The organism is Spirulina subsalsa CS-330 (assembly GCF_028330765.1).
In the GTDB taxonomy this organism is placed as follows: Bacteria; Cyanobacteriota; Cyanobacteriia; order Cyanobacteriales; family Spirulinaceae; genus Spirulina; species Spirulina subsalsa_A.
The window spans coordinates 1-16,143 of sequence record NZ_JAQMTY010000013.1 but is presented as its reverse complement, the minus strand read 5'-3'; the positions used below and the strand labels follow the sequence as shown (position 1 = coordinate 16,143).

Sequence of the window (16,143 nt, the reverse complement as noted above, 5' to 3'; positions counted from 1 at the left end):
TCGAAGTTTTACCCAAAAGACTTGCTCTTAGAACCCCATACTTCAACTCTGTTAGGTCGCTTAATATGAATGTATCATTAATGAATCACAAGATAAAGCCGTCCTACAAGGACGGGGCTTTAGACCCAAAATTTACGGTAAGGGGCACGTTAAGATCGGGGCCGGACGATACGACTACGGTTGGGTTATTGAACATGAGTTTGGAGAGGAAGCGAATGATGCGCCAAGTGAATTTTGTGTTGATTTTTCTGGTTTGTTTAGCGATCGCATTTTTCTGCCTGGAAAATACTAACCCGATCACGGTGCAGCTTCTACCGGGAAAAACCGTCGAAGCTCCCCTCGCCATTGAACTGTTGATCACGATGGGGGCGGGGGCGACCTTGGCTTGGTTGTTTAGCCTCTGGGTGAAGTTGCAGCGGCAGATTAGCGCGATGCAGGACTACAAACAGGTGCAGGTGCGCGATCGCCGCATCACGGAACTGGAACAGGAATTACAACGCTACAAGGCGGAAATTAAGCAGGAAAAACTCCCCCCAGCCGGTGATGCCTAGGGCTTAACATCGATGGGACAGAATCACCCTTGAACCCTGGGGGGTAACATTTCGCTGCAATGTTCATGGACGGCGGCGATCCGCTCCCAAAGCCAGGGGTATTGCTCAAGGTAGGGGGGAACGATCGCTAACGGAGCCAACAGAGCAGCGGCGGTGAGATCGGCGAGGGTGTAGCGATCGCCCACGAGAAACGGCCCGGTCTGCCACGGCGTTAACACCTGATTCAAGGCGAGATCCAACCGTTGCCGCGCCAAGCGGACAGCCGCTGCATTGATGTTGTACTGACGGCATACGAGTTGAATCACCAGGCCATTCACCCATGAGGTATCGAGGTGTTTCCCGTCCTGGGCGCGATAGTCGTAATAAACGAAGCGGGTGGCCACGCCAATACTTTCATCGAGCCAATCTTCGAGCCATTGCACCTGGCGATCGCCCTCCGGATCACCGCAAAACAAGGGGGGATCGGGATAATGCTGGTCTAGATACTGGGCGATCGCAGTGGAATCAGCGATCGCCTCCCCATCCGCCGTTCCCGACGGGCAGAGCACCGGAACCGTGGTTAAGCCCGTCAACGGTTTGAGGCGGAGAATATGCGCCCCCGGTGTCAGGTTTTCCACATCATACGTGATCCCCTTGAATCCCAACATTAGCCGTGCTTTGCGGCAGTAGTGGGACGTACTGAATTGTAAAAGCAGCATGATTGTTTCGGTCTCCATTTTTCTCTGCCCAGGGCTAATGCTAGGGACTTCCGCCCCCTCTCGCCCTGGATGGCGATCGCAAAAATCGCTCCGTTCCCTGAATCCAATGATAGGATGGGGGCGCATTAGAATAGAAATCATCAATTGCCAGTACATCGAAGGATTGACTATGATCGCTTCTGTCCAACGCTATCCCTCCCATCGGGCATCGCACCGTCGCCGTGCTGCCACCGCCCAACGCCCGGATGTACCGCGTGCCTTCCGTGAACCCGCCGCCGTGGATAGTGGTAAAGTGATTCGTCATCCTGCGATGCAAGGGGCAGCGGCGATCGCGCAACCCAACACCCCCGCCCCCCTCACCCTCGTCCCCCCCGCCACACCGTCCACAGCCCCCCAAGCCCCCGCCAAACCCTCCCGGCGTGCCCGTCAGACCACAACACCCAAAGTCCCCCTCTGGCTGCGCACCCTCTTAATCATTCAACAAGGCTCATCCATTCTCACCTTTTGTCTCGCCACCGCCGTCCTGATGGTGTACGGCTCAACGGTGTACATCCAACAGGCCTGGAGTGAAGATTTTCGCCACCTCGAACAACTCCAACGGGAAAAACGCGAACTCACCACCGCCAACGAGTTAATGAAAAACCAATTAGCTCAACAGGCCACTGCACCGGAAAATAACCTCGTTGCCCCCAGTCCGGCCAATACCATCTTTCTCCCCAAGGCCACGGGCCAACCGGTTCAACCCGTCTCCACCCCCACCGCCCCCTTGGTCAGTTTCACCGCAGATGCACCCTTGGGCTATTAAGGCCCTGCCTGCCCTATGTCCAATCCTGACTTTCCCGCAACGCCCTCCCCACCGGATGCCCCCGCCCCGCCCTTCACCCCGCGCCCCTACCGTCTTCAACCCCGACGGTTGTGGATTGTCTGGGGCCTGCTCGCTGCGAGTTTGGCGGGGTTAGGATTTAATCTATATCGATTGCAGATTCTGCGCGCCCCTGACTTGATGGAACAGGCGCGGAATCAGCAAATGACCTATATGCGCCCCTATATTCCTCGCCGTGAAATCGTGGATCGAGCCGGGAATATCTTAGCGACGGATCGCCTGGTCTATACGCTCTATGCCCACCCCAATCAATTCCCCGTCAGCCGTGAGGCTATGGCGCAGCAGTTAGCCCGTCCCCTCACCCAAGATGCTGAGGCGTTGTTGAAGACCCTCAAGGTACGGGATAGTGGCATTCCGTTGGCGGCGAATTTGTCGGAGGAAACGGCGGATCAAATTCGCGCCTTGAAGCTGAATGGGTTGGAATTGATCCGCCAATATTCTCGCCTGTATCCTCAGCAGGAGTTGGTGTCGGATGTGGTGGGGTATGTGGATTTAGACCATAAGGGGCAGGCGGGGTTGGAATATACCCAAGAGAAGGCTTTGGAACGGAATCTGCGCACGCTGCAAATGAGCCGGGCGGGCAATGGGGCGTTAATGCCGGATCATATTCCGTCGGGGCTGTTGGGGTTTGATGATCAGCGGTTGCAGTTGACGGTGGATATGCGGTTGCAGCGGGTGGCGCGATCGCTCCTCAAGCAGCAGGTGGAGACCTACAAGGCGAAACGGGGGGCGGTGTTGGTGATGAATGTTAACGATGGGGCGCTGTTGGCCTTGGCCTGTGAACCTACCTTTGACCCCAATGAATATTCTAAATTTGACCTGACCCTGTTTAAAAATTGGGCGGTGACGGATCTCTATGAACCGGGATCGACGTTTAAGCCGATTAATATGGCGATCGCCCTCGAAGCGGGAGCGATTCAATCCGACGACACCTTCTACGATGCCGGCAAAATCGAGATTGATACCTGGGAAATTGCCAACCATGATTACGAATCCGTCGGGGGGCGCGGCGATCTCAACCTGGGGGAAATTCTCAGCTATTCGAGCAATGTGGCCATGGTGGACTTGGTGCAACAGATGGACCCCAAGGTATACTACGAGGCGCTGAAAAACCTCGATCTCACCGTTGCCCCAGCCATTGAACTCCCCGGAGCCGCAGCGGGACAACTGAAATCTGCCGAGCAGTTTATTCATTCACCCGTGGAAGCGGCGACGACGGCCTTTGGCCAAGGCTTTTCTTTGACACCGTTGAAATTGGCCCAACTGCAAGCAGCGATCGCCAATGGTGGGCTGCTGGTCACGCCGCATCTGGTGCGGGGCTTGGTGGATGCGGAGAATACCCTGGTCTGGGAACCGACGGATCACCCGGTCAAGCGCGTGTTTTCGCCCGCCACCACCGAGGTGGTGCTCGATAAAATGGCGGCGGTGATTGATGCCCCCAGTGGACAATCGGCGCGGATTTCGGGCTATCGTCTGGGGGGAAAATCGGGAACGGCGGAAAAGGCGAGTCCTGACGGGGGCTATTTCAGCGATCGCAAAATCGTCAGCTTCTTCACCATCCTCCCCCTCGAAAGTCCGCAATATTTAGTGTTAGTGGTGATTGACGAACCCCAAGGCGAAGACCTCTTCGGCTCCACCGTCGCCGCGCCGTTGGTGAAGTCCATCACAGAAGCGTTGATTGCGATCGAAGGGTTGCCGCCCTCGTCCCCCTGACCCGGTATTCCTGCCCAAAAACAGGGCTAATCCTCACACCGTCAAGGCACACAAGAAAAGGGAGCAGATGATTCTGCTCCCTTTTCTTAATTCGGGGGGTAGTCTTAACCGTTACGCTTTTGACGCTTGCGAGCGGCAGCAATCATGCTCGATGCCATCAAACCGGCGGCGATCGTACCGGGTTCTGGAGTACCCACTGCCGGTTCCCCTGCCATCTTGAAGTTCACGCCATCCCCTGTGCCACTAGCGGTATCGTTACCAAACTTCAGGGTGATTGATTTGACATCAAAGAATGTTTGGGACACTAAGTTACCATCTCCACCCTTGGCAACATAATCCGGGGTGAGGTTAACCCCATTAATTGCCAAGGCTCCCGTGGTATTTTTCGACTCCGTATCAAAAAAGTCAATGGTCAATGCAGAAATAACACTGGAAAATGTGAACTCAAACGTACCAACTTCGAGTTGTCCTTGTTCTTCGGCGTAGCCATTGCTTTCGTTATATTCTGATGGACGGAAGAAGAAGCCGCTAAAGTTCGTCCCGGCATCTTTTTTCTGAAAAACAGTTTGACCACCGTTATAGGTGCTCTTGGTGGCTAAGTTATCGACGAAAAGGCGGCTGCGGCTGCCGGTGCTGCTATCGGTTAAGGAAATAATGCTTTCAAATATTGGATCAATCTGAATACAGCCATCGTAACAGCCTAAACCGACGTTGATCTCGCCTTCTTGCTGGGGTACGAAGTCATAGGCAGATGCGGTGGTTGCGATCGCACCCCAAGAGAGGGTTGCTGTGGCGGCGGCGAGAATAGTCTTAACGGTAGAGTTAAACATAATAGTAAGGACTGAACAACTTGGACTACACCTCTAATATGCAGAAAAACACGATCAATATCAATCAATAATGGGTAAAGAATGGCGTAAATCTTGTAAAGCTTTGATGAAATACACGAAGAGTGGGCTAATGATCGGTTTTTACGGACGAGAAAATACTGAGATTTGAGGATTTATTTTTTCTCTTTTAGCTTAATAATAATTGCCCCAAAGACAGGGTCTGATCGACGGGTGCGGTGTCTAGAGGCTTCAGGGGCGCTACAGTGAGATCATCGAGTTGTTGAACAGAGATCAATGGCTTCAGTTGCGTTTGAACGGATGCGTCTTACCTCCCATGCCGCAATTCGGCAGCGTCTCCGAGATCATGACCAGCAGTTGCGATTATGGGCGGGGCGGCGCGATCGCTGTCGCACCTGTTGCTACTTTGCCCGGTCTGCTTTCCTCCGCTGCGCTGTTCATCCCCTCGGAGACCCGCCAACCTGCCCCGATTACCGTCCAACCGACCCCAACGACCCCTAAAAAAAGATGGACAAGCGCGATCGCTCGTCCATCCCTTGTTTCACTGAAATGATCTTGATGGTTAATCGGGCCCGATAGTGGGAGCCATGGACACCCCTGCGATCGCCGGCGGTGGGGTTTTCGCCGTCTCTACCAAAGTGGGAACGTGACCCCGCACCATGGCCGTGAGTTGGGTTAGGGTGCTGTCGTAGATTTGGGTGGCAATTTTGGGATAGAGACCGATGCCGATGATCGGCACGAGCAACGCCCCAATGATGAAGACTTCGCGGGGTTCCACATCCACGAGTTTTTCATGGGAAACTAACTCTTTGTTTTCTTCGCCGTAGAAGATTTCCCGCAACATCGAAAGCAGGTAAATCGGCGTGAGGATCACCCCCACAGCGGCGAGGATCACCACAATCACCCGGAAGGTGGTGCTATAGGCATCACTGGTGGCAAAGCCCACAAACACCATCAGTTCCGCCACAAAACCGCTCATCCCCGGCAGGGCAAGGGAAGCGAGGGAGCAGGCCGTCCACATGGCGAAGGCTTTTTTCATCGTTTTGCCCACACCGCCCATTTCGTCGAGCATCAGGGTATGGGTGCGATCGTAGGTTGCCCCCACCATGAAGAAGAGACTCGCGCCGATCAGCCCGTGGGAAATCATTTGCAGCATCGCGCCGCTCATCCCCAGTTCGGTGAAGGAGGCGATCCCAATCAAGACAAAGCCCATGTGGGAAATGGAGGAATAGGCGATTTTGCGCTTCAGGTTGCGCTGGGCAAAGGAGGTAAACGCCGCATAGACAATGTTGACCACCCCCAAAATAACTAGCACCGGGGCGAAACGCGCATGGGCATCGGGGAGCATGCCTACGTTCATCCGGATCAGAGCATAGCCGCCCATTTTGAGGAGAATCCCGGCGAGGAGCATGTGGGCGGGGGCGGTGGCTTCACCGTGGGCATCGGGGAGCCAGGTATGGAGGGGAAAGATGGGGAGTTTGACTCCGTAGGCAATCAGGAAACCGGCATAGAGGATCAGTTGCAGGCCGAGACCGTAGTCTTTGGCAGCGATCGCACTCATATCAAAGGTGACCGTATCGCCGTAAAACGCCATTGTCAACGCGGCAGCCAGGATGAACAGCGAACCGCCGGCGGTGTAAAGAATGAACTTGGTGGCGGCGTAGAGGCGTTTTTTCCCGCCCCAGATCGACAAAATCAGGTACACCGGCACGAGTTCCAATTCCCACACCAGGAAGAAGAGCAGTAAATCCTGCACGGCAAAGACCGCGATCTGACCGCCGTACATCGCCAACATCAGGAAGTAAAAGAGCTTGGGTTTGAGGGTGACGGGCCAGGCGGCCATCATTGCCAGGGTGGTGATAAACCCCGTCAAAATCACCAAGGGCATCGAGAGACCATCAACCCCCACTGACCATTTCAGGTCAATGTCCGGAATCCAGGTGTAGCTTTCCACCAGTTGCAATCCGGGTTCGGAGAGGTCGTAGCCGGTGTAGAAGGCGTAGACGATGAAAACAAAATCAATCAACCCGACGATCAGGGAATACCAGCGCACGGTTTTCCCGTCTTTGTCTGGGATGATCGGGAGCAAGAGGCCCGCCAGCAAGGGAAACAAAATGATGACGGTCAGCCACGGAAAATGGGTTGCATTCATAACAAGTCTGGTATTAGCAAGGGGGTATCGGGGGGTGAAGATGGGGGCAGCGGGAGACGCGATCGCATCCCGCCACCGTGTTTCTAGAGACTAGAGACCACGACAAACCCTAATACCGCCGCGAAAATAATCAGGGCGTAGAATTGGACGCGACCGTTTTCAAAGTACTTCAACCCTTGACCCGTAACCACGGTGACGAGGCCGGTAAAGTTGACGGCTCCATCCACGACGCGATAGTCAATTTCGAGCATTTGCCGCGCAATGCGGCGAGTGCCGACGACGAAGACGCGATCGTAAAGTTCGTCAAAATACCATTTGTTGAGGGAGAAGTTGTAAAGGGGTTGGATTTTCTGAGCGATCGCCTTCGGATCGATCGCCTTTTGGCTATACATCAGGCCAGCCAGGGCAATCCCGATCAACCCAATGCCAACGGAAGAACCCGCCATAATGAGAAACTCAGTTTGGTCAAACTCGGCCAAAGCGGCGATCGCTTCACCGGGAGCATGAACCAAATGTTCAAAACGATTGTGCCACGGCACACCCGCCAACCCGATCAGGGCTGAGGGAATCGCCAAAATCGCCAAGGGCAAGGTCATCGTCCAAGGGGATTCGTGGGGCTTGGCATCATGGTGATCGCCGTGATCATCAGAACCACCACCAGCGATCGCCCCCGCCGCCGCCATCAACTCACCTTGAATCGTGGTATCCGTACCCCGGAATGGCCCCTCAAAGGTGAGGAAATACATCCGGAACATATAGAACGCCGTGATCCCCGCCGTCAGCCAGCCCACGAGCCAGAGGGCCGGATTCGCCCCAAAGGCTGACCCTAGAATTTCATCCTTTGACCAAAACCCAGCAAAGGGCGGAATCCCACAGATTGCCAAGTTGCCAATTAAAAAGGTGGTGGCGGTAATGGGCATATATTTCCGCAAGCCCCCCATCAAACGCATATCCTGAGCCAACACCGGGTTATGGCCCACCACGGCTTCCATCCCATGGATCACCGAGCCGGAGCAGAGGAAAAGCATGGCTTTGAAGTAGGCATGGGTCATCAGGTGAAAGAGACCCGCCGAATACGCGCCGCAGCCCATGGCCATCACCATGTAGCCCAGTTGGGAAATGGTGGAATAGGCGAGGCCTTTTTTAATGTCGTTTTGGGTGATGGCGATCGATGCCCCAAGGAAGGCGGTTAAGGCCCCCGTCCAGGCGATCACGTTCATCACGAGGGGGAAGGGCTCAAAAACGGGATACATCCGCGCAATCAAGAACACGCCCGCTGCGACCATGGTGGCGGCGTGGATCAGGGCGGAAATGGGGGTGGGGCCTTCCATCGCGTCGGGCAGCCACACATGGAGGGGGAATTGGGCGGATTTGGCCACGGGGCCCAGAAAGACCAAAATTCCGAAGAAGGCGGCTAAACCGCCGGCCAATGCCCCAGAGGAAACCAATTCCTCAAGGCGTTCACCGATGACGGCAAATTCAAAGCTGCCGGTGGCCCAATAGAGGCCGAGCATGCCGAGGAGAAGGCCAAAGTCGCCGACGCGGTTGGTGACAAAGGCTTTTTGGCAGGCATCGGCGGCGGCTTTGCGATCGTACCAAAAGCCAATCAGCAGGTAGGAGCACATCCCCACCAATTCCCAGAAAATATAGACTTGCACAAGGTTGGGGCTGATCACCAGTCCCAACATTGAGGCACTAAATATACTCAAGTAGGCATAAAACCGGACATAGCCGGGATCATGGGCCATGTAGCCATCGGTGTAGATCATCACCAAGAGGGCGACACTGGTCACGATCGCTAACATGACCGATGTTAGGGGATCAATGATGTACCCCATGGTGAGCCGAAAACTGCCAGCGGCGGCCCATTCAAAGCTTTGGGTATAGGGCGCATGACCTTGAAGTTGACTCCAAAGCAACGCAAAGGACATCGTCATGGCCACGCCGATGAGGACGAGGATGACGACGGCGTTGAGTTGGCGAAGTTTATTGGTTACGTTGTTGACTGATATCAGCCCGATTCCCACCAATGCTGCACCGAGGAGGGGCAACACGGGGATTAACCAAGCGTAGTCGTAGAGGAATGATTCCATCACAAATGCTAGTTGCTTATCCTTGTTGCAGAATACCGCTACCAATTGTGACACATGGCGTTATTTAAAGATGTGTTAACGTCTGCGATAGGAATTTGGAGCGTTGACTGTGCGGCTGGGGGGCGGGGGAGGGCGATCGCACCATCACCGCACCATCACCGCACCATCACCGCACCATCAAAGAAGGCAATCAGTTTTAGACGGATTGCCCCGGCCACCAACAGCAGATCACGATTCAGTTTGGGTCATTGCTCACCGCGACGACTAGAGCGAAGGCGTGAGCAGTTGAAGACTGGCCTGGCTCAGGCTCCGATAGAGTTCATCTCGCCCCGGAAACCCTTCGAGGCGATAGATCAACTCACCTTGAGCGAACAGGACTAGGGTTGGTAAAATTTTGAGGCGATATGTTGCGGCCAGCTTCAAATTTTCATCCGCATTAACACGAGCAATTTGCAGGGGAACTGGAAACTCGCCTTGGGTTTTTAAGAGGGTCGGCTCGACTAAGTGGCAGAGTTTACACCAAGGGGCCCAAAAGTAAACCATGACAGGGTTGTGGGCAGCGAGAACATGGCGATCGAATGTCTCGTCGGTCGTATTGAGCATGATAAATAGATTTATTAAAGTCTTTGGGATCATGCTACATCGGATTTCAGGGATCGGCTAGAGAAAGTCTGTCGAAATCGACAAGCTTAAATTTATCTAAAGAAATTGGGGATCAGCACTCATGAGTGCAGTGAGAATATTGGTATTTTTAGCCCTTTTATCCTTACAATCAGTTTAGTTTTATTACTTTTTGTAAATCGATGCTGAAAGCAGTCCTCAATGATGTTGTCCTTGCCAGTAGCGATCGCTGCGAACAAGTCGAAGGCAACTACTACTTCCCCCCCGATGCCCTGAACTCGGATTATTTTACGCCGAGCGCCACCCACACCCATTGCTCCTGGAAAGGCCAAGCCAGTTACTACAACGTGACCGTCAACGGCACTGAAATCAAGGATGCCGCCTGGTACTACCCCGCCACGACAACGGAACGGGCGAAGGCGATCGAAGGATACGTGGCATTTTATAAAACCAAGGTCAAAATCGAAGCCTAACCCCTAGACAATCTTGAGGTTGGGGCGATCGCAACCCAAAGGCTTATCGCTGCTGGGTTGCGATCGCCTCAACCCAACACGTTCAAGCCCGGTTACCGGATCACCTAAACCAGCACAAAGGTCAAGCCGTGCTCTGCTTGCAGATCATAGGTGACGTGATCGGTAATGTTGGTGTCGCTGAGTTCGAGGTTGTAAAAATCCACCACATCCGCATCAAAATAAGGGCCAGCGTGCCAAGTTCCCTGATGCAGTTTCACAAAACAATCGCCTGGAATCTGAAAGGCGCGAATGGCCTGGGGATCGGGTTGGGGCGAGGGGGGAGCGACGGCCAAGAGCCAGGGCTGACCATGGAGAGAGCCGAGGCATTGGGTGCAGCGTTGGTGGTGGGTCATGCGGTGAAACTGTCGCCTCCGTTGAGTGAGGCGCATGATGTAGAACCGGGGAATGCCTTGACTGAGTTCAAGCTGGGCATCGGTGCGATCGTAGGGCTTACCATCGGCGGTGGGTAGAATCTGTTGACCGAAGGGGGCGAAGGTTTCGGGGGTAATCGGTTCGAGGTGCAAAGGAGTCAGGGTCATCAGTCACTATTTATGAGCGAGGGTGATCATGATCGTATGGTGCGATGCAATGATCCCAACGGCCTATTGAGGAGGCGAATCGGGAGTTACTTCGGGGGCTGGCTCTAATTCGGTGGCGGGTGGCATGGGGGTCACGCCGCAATAGGTTTGGAGGGTGCGGATCGTGTCCGCTACAGTGAGGCTCGATTTTTCCACTTCAACGGAAAATTGATCAATGGCGGTGGCGAGTTGGTCGAGTTTGATGCGACCTTCGGCATCTAAATTCAGTTGGCTCACTTCATTCAAAACCCCTGATGCATCTTGAATTAAGTCACGGTGATGCCCGCCTTGTTCCACATAAGTTTCTTGGAACGTCTGTAGTTCTTGATCTGCTACTTTGACATTTTGAATGGCTTCGATGTAGAGGGTGATATCCTCAGCAATTTTGTTAAAGGCGGTGGACATTTCCTGGGCAGCTTGCTTGAACTCGTCAAAACTCTGGGCCTGTTCAAAGGATTCAGAGTTTTTCATTTGCTCATAGAAGGTTTGATCAATTGATTCTAATTTACTGATTTCAAGGATCAGCTTATTACATTGTGTGACTTTACTTTCGCCACAGCTTGAGAGTCCTATTCCCAGACAGAGCCCAAGAATCATCATCTTGTTGATGGGGGGGGAGACTAGTTGAGTAAAGAGTTGCACCATAGTTTTTGATTCACCGTCCCTGCAATGACGCACCTTGGAAAACAGGGGTTGCCATCATTTAAGAGGGGGTTTCTAAGGGACGGCAAAAGTCCTCTAATCCTGTTTTTAACACATACAAAATGACCGGTGTGGCTAAGGAGGGGGGGATCAGGTCAGAATTGGCGACGGCGATGATTGTTTTGTCGATCGCACCGGCGGCGAGGTTTTGGCGGGGAATGTCTTGGCAGATCACAGCGCGACAGCGTTTCGCGAGGTCGGCAAGCCAAGCGGCGTTATCTTCTTGGGGTTGTTGTCCGGCGCGGATGGCGATGGAGATGGTGGCATCTTCGAGGTTGCCTTCGCAGTCTTCAATTTCGGTGAGGGCTTTGAGGGCGGGCGGATAGCGATTGAGTTGGATGCGAAATTGTTCAATTTCTTCGGGGCTTAGGGTTACCATTGTGGATTATGCTGTCGATGGTATTCTCTACGATAGCACCATGCTTTCTAGCCTTCGTGATCAGTTAATTGTCTCTTGCCAAGCTCCGGCGGATTCGCCTCTCCATGCGCCGGAGATGATTGCGGCGATCGCACAGGCCACAGTCAATCAAGGAGCGGTGGCGGTGCGAATTGATAGCCCCGCCCATATCCAAGCGGTGCGCCAAGTATTGCCCCAGATTCCGATTATTGGCCTTTGGAAGCAGGTGATCCCCGGTTGTGCGGTGTATATTACGCCGCGTTTGGAGGATGCGATCGCAGTGATTGATGCGGGGGCGGATATTGTGGCCATTGATGCGACCTTGCGCGATCGCCCCGATGGGGTGACGGTGGCAGAGTTAATCACGGCGATCCAGGATCGAGGCAAGTTAGTGATGGCGGATGTGGATGATTTTGCCAGTGCCTCGGAGGCGATCGCCGCTGGGGCGGATATCGTCGGCACAACCCTCTACGGCTATACCGAAGCCACCGCCACCCAAACCCCGCCCGCCTGGGATCTCCTCCGCCGCATCGCCCAAGAACTCGACACCTTCACCATTTGCGAAGGCGGTATCGCCACCCCGGAGATGGTGCGCCAAGCGTTGGATGGGGGCGCGGATGCGGTGGTGGTGGGCACGGCGATTACAGGAATTGATCTGCGCACCCAAGCGTTTCGAGCGGTGCTGTGAGATGGGGTGGCGGCAAAAGTGGCAGACGGTGCAGCGGTTGTCGCGGCAGGATTGGGGGTGGTTCCTCGGGGCAATGATGCTGTTGCCCGTGGTGGCTCTGTTGATGCAGGGGTTAGGGTTACGGCGAACCCAGCAATGCTTAAGATGCTGTGCGCCCGATCCGCAGCGGTGCGAACCGCGCTTATCCCCTCGGCAGATTAAACGCTTGGCGGCGATGGTGACGCTGGCGGATCGCTACAGTCGGATCTGGAGTAATTGTTTGCGGCGATCGCTGACCTTGGCCTATGGGTTGCGGTGGTATGGCGTGGCGGCTGATTTACGGATTGGGATGCGTCGCCATCAGGGCCAGATGGAAAGTCATGCGTGGCTGGAATGGCAGGGGCAAGTGTTGGGCGATCGCGCCGACATCGGCCAAGACTACCGCGCTTTTGCCCAGACGATTCACCCTGATTGACCTAGTTCCCGCGATCGCCCGTAGGCCGCCTGCACCGCCTTAATCACCGCCGAACGAAACCCATGTTCCTCTAAGGCGGCCACCCCGGAGATCGTTGTGCCCCCCGGACTGGTGACTTGATCCTTGAGTTGGGCCGGATGCAGTTCTGTTTCTCGCAGCAGTTGTGCTGTGCCGTACACCGTTTGGAGGGCGAGGGTTTGGGCAATGGCACGGGGTAAACCGGCGGCAACACCGCCATCGGCCAGGGCTTCAATCAGGAGCGCCACAAAGGCAGGCCCCGATCCCGATAGCCCCGTCACCGCATCCATCAAGCCTTCGGGAACCGTCACCACCTCACCCACCGCCGCAAAAATGCGCTCGGCTTGGGTGATTTGCGTTGCTGAAACCTGCGCATTGGGGGCGATCGCGGTCATCCCTGCGCCCACCGTAGCCGGTGTATTGGGCATCACCCGAATCGTCGGCTGTTGGGGAAAGACAGTATTGAGGCGCTCAAGGGTCACCCCCGCCAAAATCGACAGAACAAGGGTTGAGGGTGCAAGCTGCACCGAGGCCAAACTCTGCTGCACCGCGCTGAGAATTTGGGGCTTGACGGCCAGAAGGAGGATCTCCGCCTGGCTGGCTTCTGTGTTGCTCGTTGTGGTGGTCACGCCGTAGCGCGATCGCAACACCTCACCCCGCGCCGCCATCGGATCACTCACGATCACAGCACGGGGATCATAAACCTGCTCCGCCACCAGCCGCGACAGGAGCGCCTCCCCCATCACACCCCCACCAATCACACCTAATTGATACACCATGACCCGATTACCTCCTGCTCACTCGGCTCAACAACAACGAAGGGGGTGCATCGTTGCACCCCCGCGATTGGGGACAGGGAACTGTCCAACAGTCTGAATCAACGTGACACCCTACTGAGCGAGACGATTGGGGTCTAAAGACCACGATGCGTTCGGGTTCGGCGCACCAGTACCGGCGCTCATGGTGGGCCGGGTTGTGAGGGGAGAGGTTAACTCCTGGGCGGCGATCGCATTTTGGGTACTCACCTGCACACAACTAGGGGTAAACAGAAAAATGCTTTCCCCAATCCGCTCTTGATGTCCATCGATGGCATAGGTTCCACCCGCCACAAAATCCACCGCTCGTTGCGCCTCATCTGGGTCAATAATCGTTAAATTCAACACCACCGATTTCCGTTCCCGGAGCGCCTGAATCACTTGGGGCATTTCTTCAAAGGAACGGGGTTCAATGACGACGACTTCTGAAATTCCGTTTGCCGATCCGGGCATTCCTATCACGTTACTCCTTGCTGCTGCGGTTGCGGTTGATGATAAACCAGGGGATGTGGAAGGGGTTTCGGGCGCAGTCATCACTGTTGAACGATCCCTTGTCCGGCGAGGGCGTTGACGCTCTTCCTCAGCAGCCGGAGCATTCTCCTGTTGATACAGATTTTGGTAATCGTTACCCTCCATATCCTCCTCATAATACTCATACTCTGGTTCATTGTAGCCAACAAGATCCTTGAGTTTATTAAAAATATTCATGGTTGTAATGGTCCCTATCCCGTTCTATAGGCTTAATCATACCAATGCCCCTATTCCTTGTGATCACAAGGTCGCTATCATCATATCTGGAGAATGCCTCCTTGCACGACGAATCCTTTAAATTAGGTCGATGGATCAGGGGGGCGATCGCCAAAAATACCGCGACCAATGCGCACCATCGTTGACCCCGCTTTGATGGCGATCGGATAGTCCCCGGACATCCCCATGGACAATTCCGTCATCTCCAAGGGAGGGCCATAGGCCGCTGCAATGTGAGCCGCTGCATCCCGTGTCTCTTGAAACGCCTTCAAAGTATCCGCCGTCGTCAACCCCAACGGCAAAATCGTCATCAAACCTTGAATTTTCAAGTGCTGACACTGGGCCAACTGGGGTAAATCCGCCGCCAGATCCGCCAACGGCCAACCATATTTATTCGCATCCGGGCGCGGCTTCACCTGCAAAAACACGTTTGGCGATTTGCCCAGTTCCGCCGCGAGGCGATCGAGGCGCTGCGCCAGCTTCAAACTATCGCAGGTGTGAATCCAATCAAACTGCTCCACGGCTTTTTTCGCCTTGTTACTTTGCAAATGGCCGATCAAATGCCAGCGGATATCCGGTAGATCGTGCAACTCCGCTTGTTTTGCGATCGCCTCTTGAATCCGACTCTCCCCAAAATCCCGCACCCCCGCCCCATAGGCCTCCCGAATCGCCGTCACCGGAAATGTCTTACTCACCGCCAACAGACGCACCCCAGGCGGCAACGTCTGACCAATAGCTGCTAAACGAGAAGCGATCGAAGTCATATCAGCCAGATCACACCATCAACACATTGCATCAAACCCCACCCCATCACTGAAACGTCCGCTTATAGATCAAATTCAAATCCTGATAATCCTCCAAAGCATTGATGCGTCGCAACTTCCGCAGCCGATTTTCCACCAACAACCGTGCATCCGACCGTCCCAGCGGCTCAAACGCCAACCCGTGAGTCGCTTGGGAAACAACAAAAAATAAGCGTTGAGCGTAGAGAGTGGTATAGAGTTCTTGATTATCTTCAATCGGACAAACCTTGAAAAGGAGGCCAAAAGTCGGATGATTGAGATATGTTTCGTTACTTTTCATTCGGTCTTGTCTAAAAGATTCTCCATGACTTATTGATGGCGGTAATCAAGGACTTCTATAGGCAATCAGCCTATGAACGGATTACCAAGCAATCCCAAAGTCTGGCCTATTCAAACTTACGCTTCGACTACGCTCAAGATAAGACAGAGTCTATCTAACAACATTGCTTGAGACCTTCTGCAAGGCGACTTGCAACATTAAAGTGAATCTAAACGCCTATGATATCTTGATTTGTCCCTTTTCAGGAAATTCCGCGCTCCTCCCACCTCAGCAAGACAGGATTCTAGCCCCGATTCTCACCCCCGAAGTATCCCCCGATCGATGTCACTTGAGGTGGTTTTTGATGGGCAGGCAGACATTACTTGTTGGGGGGAATTAGCGTGTTAATCCTAATCAGAAACCGGTTTAATCGGCTCGATTTATAGCAATCAACAAGGGCATTAGGACAAGCAAGGGGTGCATCCCACTTTTGCAGATTCCCATGGCTCGCCAGGGAGCACCCTCATCCCCAGCCCTTCTCCCGCAGGAGAAAGGAGCCAAAAGCCCTCTCCTGAGGGAGAGGGTTGGGTGAGGGATTGCATAACTGGGAT

19 protein-coding genes are annotated in these 16,143 nt (G+C 54.3%); 7 read left to right on the top strand and 12 right to left on the bottom strand.

Features of this window, described 5'->3' with window-relative positions:
• Window positions 1–215 precede the first annotated feature (215 nt).
• Window positions 216–551: a LapA family protein gene (locus PN477_RS00760; protein ID WP_272116124.1), complete on the top strand. Its 336-nt coding sequence runs from the start codon at window positions 216–218 to the stop codon at window positions 549–551.
• A 23-nt stretch (window positions 552–574) separates the two neighbouring features.
• On the opposite strand, the gene PN477_RS00755 is transcribed toward PN477_RS00760, so the two are convergent.
• Window positions 575–1,249 (bottom strand): glutathione S-transferase family protein, encoded by a 675-nt coding sequence (locus tag PN477_RS00755; protein WP_272146892.1) that lies wholly within the window; start codon window positions 1,247–1,249, stop codon window positions 575–577.
• A gap of 169 nt (window positions 1,250–1,418) precedes the next feature.
• Between PN477_RS00755 and PN477_RS00750 the strand changes: the two genes are divergently transcribed.
• Both PN477_RS00750 and PN477_RS00745 read left to right on the top strand, forming a co-directional pair.
• Complete coding sequence (locus tag PN477_RS00750) at window positions 1,419–2,054, top strand: hypothetical protein (protein ID WP_272116121.1); 636 nt, start codon at window positions 1,419–1,421, stop codon at window positions 2,052–2,054.
• 15 nt (window positions 2,055–2,069) lie between these two features.
• Window positions 2,070–3,845, top strand: coding sequence for a peptidoglycan D,D-transpeptidase FtsI family protein (locus PN477_RS00745; RefSeq protein WP_272116119.1), 1,776 nt, complete (start codon window positions 2,070–2,072; stop codon window positions 3,843–3,845).
• 104 nt (window positions 3,846–3,949) lie between these two features.
• Here the strand turns inward: PN477_RS00745 and PN477_RS00740 are convergent, their stop codons facing one another.
• The gene (locus tag PN477_RS00740; RefSeq protein ID WP_272116116.1) at window positions 3,950–4,675 is read right to left on the bottom strand and encodes an LEVG family PEP-CTERM protein; all 726 of its coding nucleotides are present in this window, start codon (window positions 4,673–4,675) and stop codon (window positions 3,950–3,952) included.
• Window positions 4,676–4,969: 294 nt separating this feature from the next.
• On the opposite strand from PN477_RS00740, the gene PN477_RS00735 reads away from it, so the two are divergent.
• On the top strand, window positions 4,970–5,194 hold the full coding sequence (locus tag PN477_RS00735) for a DUF6464 family protein (protein WP_272116114.1): 225 nt from the start codon (window positions 4,970–4,972) through the stop codon (window positions 5,192–5,194).
• 61 nt (window positions 5,195–5,255) lie between these two features.
• On the opposite strand, the gene ndhD1 is transcribed toward PN477_RS00735, so the two are convergent.
• The 3 genes from ndhD1 to PN477_RS00720 form a co-directional block, all read right to left on the bottom strand.
• Window positions 5,256–6,845 (bottom strand): photosynthetic/respiratory NAD(P)H-quinone oxidoreductase subunit D1, encoded by a 1,590-nt coding sequence (gene ndhD1, locus PN477_RS00730; protein ID WP_334310506.1) that lies wholly within the window; start codon window positions 6,843–6,845, stop codon window positions 5,256–5,258.
• Between the two features lie 83 nt (window positions 6,846–6,928).
• Window positions 6,929–8,938, bottom strand: coding sequence for an NAD(P)H-quinone oxidoreductase subunit 5 (locus PN477_RS00725; RefSeq protein WP_272116112.1), 2,010 nt, complete (start codon window positions 8,936–8,938; stop codon window positions 6,929–6,931).
• A gap of 264 nt (window positions 8,939–9,202) precedes the next feature.
• Window positions 9,203–9,541, bottom strand: a complete 339-nt coding sequence (locus PN477_RS00720; RefSeq protein WP_272116111.1) for a thioredoxin family protein — start codon at window positions 9,539–9,541, stop codon at window positions 9,203–9,205.
• A gap of 200 nt (window positions 9,542–9,741) precedes the next feature.
• Between PN477_RS00720 and PN477_RS00715 the strand changes: the two genes are divergently transcribed.
• Entirely contained in the window at window positions 9,742–10,032 is a 291-nt protein-coding gene (locus PN477_RS00715; protein WP_272116109.1) for a DUF427 domain-containing protein, read from the top strand.
• A gap of 104 nt (window positions 10,033–10,136) precedes the next feature.
• Here the strand turns inward: PN477_RS00715 and PN477_RS00710 are convergent, their stop codons facing one another.
• From PN477_RS00710 to PN477_RS00700, 3 genes are all read right to left on the bottom strand, one after another.
• The gene (locus tag PN477_RS00710; protein ID WP_272116106.1) at window positions 10,137–10,610 is read right to left on the bottom strand and encodes an ureidoglycolate lyase; all 474 of its coding nucleotides are present in this window, start codon (window positions 10,608–10,610) and stop codon (window positions 10,137–10,139) included.
• A 63-nt stretch (window positions 10,611–10,673) separates the two neighbouring features.
• Window positions 10,674–11,120, bottom strand: coding sequence for a hypothetical protein (locus PN477_RS00705; protein WP_272116104.1), 447 nt, complete (start codon window positions 11,118–11,120; stop codon window positions 10,674–10,676).
• 232 nt (window positions 11,121–11,352) lie between these two features.
• Window positions 11,353–11,730: a hypothetical protein gene (locus tag PN477_RS00700; RefSeq protein WP_272116103.1), complete on the bottom strand. Its 378-nt coding sequence runs from the start codon at window positions 11,728–11,730 to the stop codon at window positions 11,353–11,355.
• 40 nt (window positions 11,731–11,770) lie between these two features.
• Between PN477_RS00700 and PN477_RS00695 the strand changes: the two genes are divergently transcribed.
• Both PN477_RS00695 and PN477_RS00690 read left to right on the top strand, forming a co-directional pair.
• Entirely contained in the window at window positions 11,771–12,436 is a 666-nt protein-coding gene (locus tag PN477_RS00695; RefSeq protein ID WP_417158716.1) for an N-acetylmannosamine-6-phosphate 2-epimerase, read from the top strand.
• 1 nt (window position 12,437) lies between these two features.
• Entirely contained in the window at window positions 12,438–12,890 is a 453-nt protein-coding gene (locus tag PN477_RS00690) for a lasso peptide biosynthesis B2 protein (RefSeq protein ID WP_272116099.1), read from the top strand.
• Here the strand turns inward: PN477_RS00690 and proC are convergent.
• From proC to pipX, 4 genes are all read right to left on the bottom strand, one after another.
• Window positions 12,878–13,687 (bottom strand): pyrroline-5-carboxylate reductase, encoded by an 810-nt coding sequence (proC, locus tag PN477_RS00685; RefSeq protein ID WP_272116097.1) that lies wholly within the window; start codon window positions 13,685–13,687, stop codon window positions 12,878–12,880. The two genes, PN477_RS00690 and proC, sit on opposite strands and share 13 nt — an antisense overlap.
• 111 nt (window positions 13,688–13,798) lie before the next feature.
• Window positions 13,799–14,431 carry a cell division protein SepF gene (locus tag PN477_RS20780; RefSeq protein ID WP_417158715.1) on the bottom strand — a complete coding sequence of 211 codons (633 nt, stop codon included), beginning with the start codon at window positions 14,429–14,431 and terminating at the stop codon, window positions 13,799–13,801.
• A gap of 122 nt (window positions 14,432–14,553) precedes the next feature.
• Window positions 14,554–15,234, bottom strand: a complete 681-nt coding sequence (locus tag PN477_RS00675) for a YggS family pyridoxal phosphate-dependent enzyme (RefSeq protein WP_272116093.1) — start codon at window positions 15,232–15,234, stop codon at window positions 14,554–14,556.
• Window positions 15,235–15,280: 46 nt separating this feature from the next.
• The gene (pipX, locus tag PN477_RS00670; RefSeq protein WP_272116091.1) at window positions 15,281–15,553 is read right to left on the bottom strand and encodes a transcriptional coactivator PipX; all 273 of its coding nucleotides are present in this window, start codon (window positions 15,551–15,553) and stop codon (window positions 15,281–15,283) included.
• Window positions 15,554–16,143: the final 590 nt, after the last annotated feature.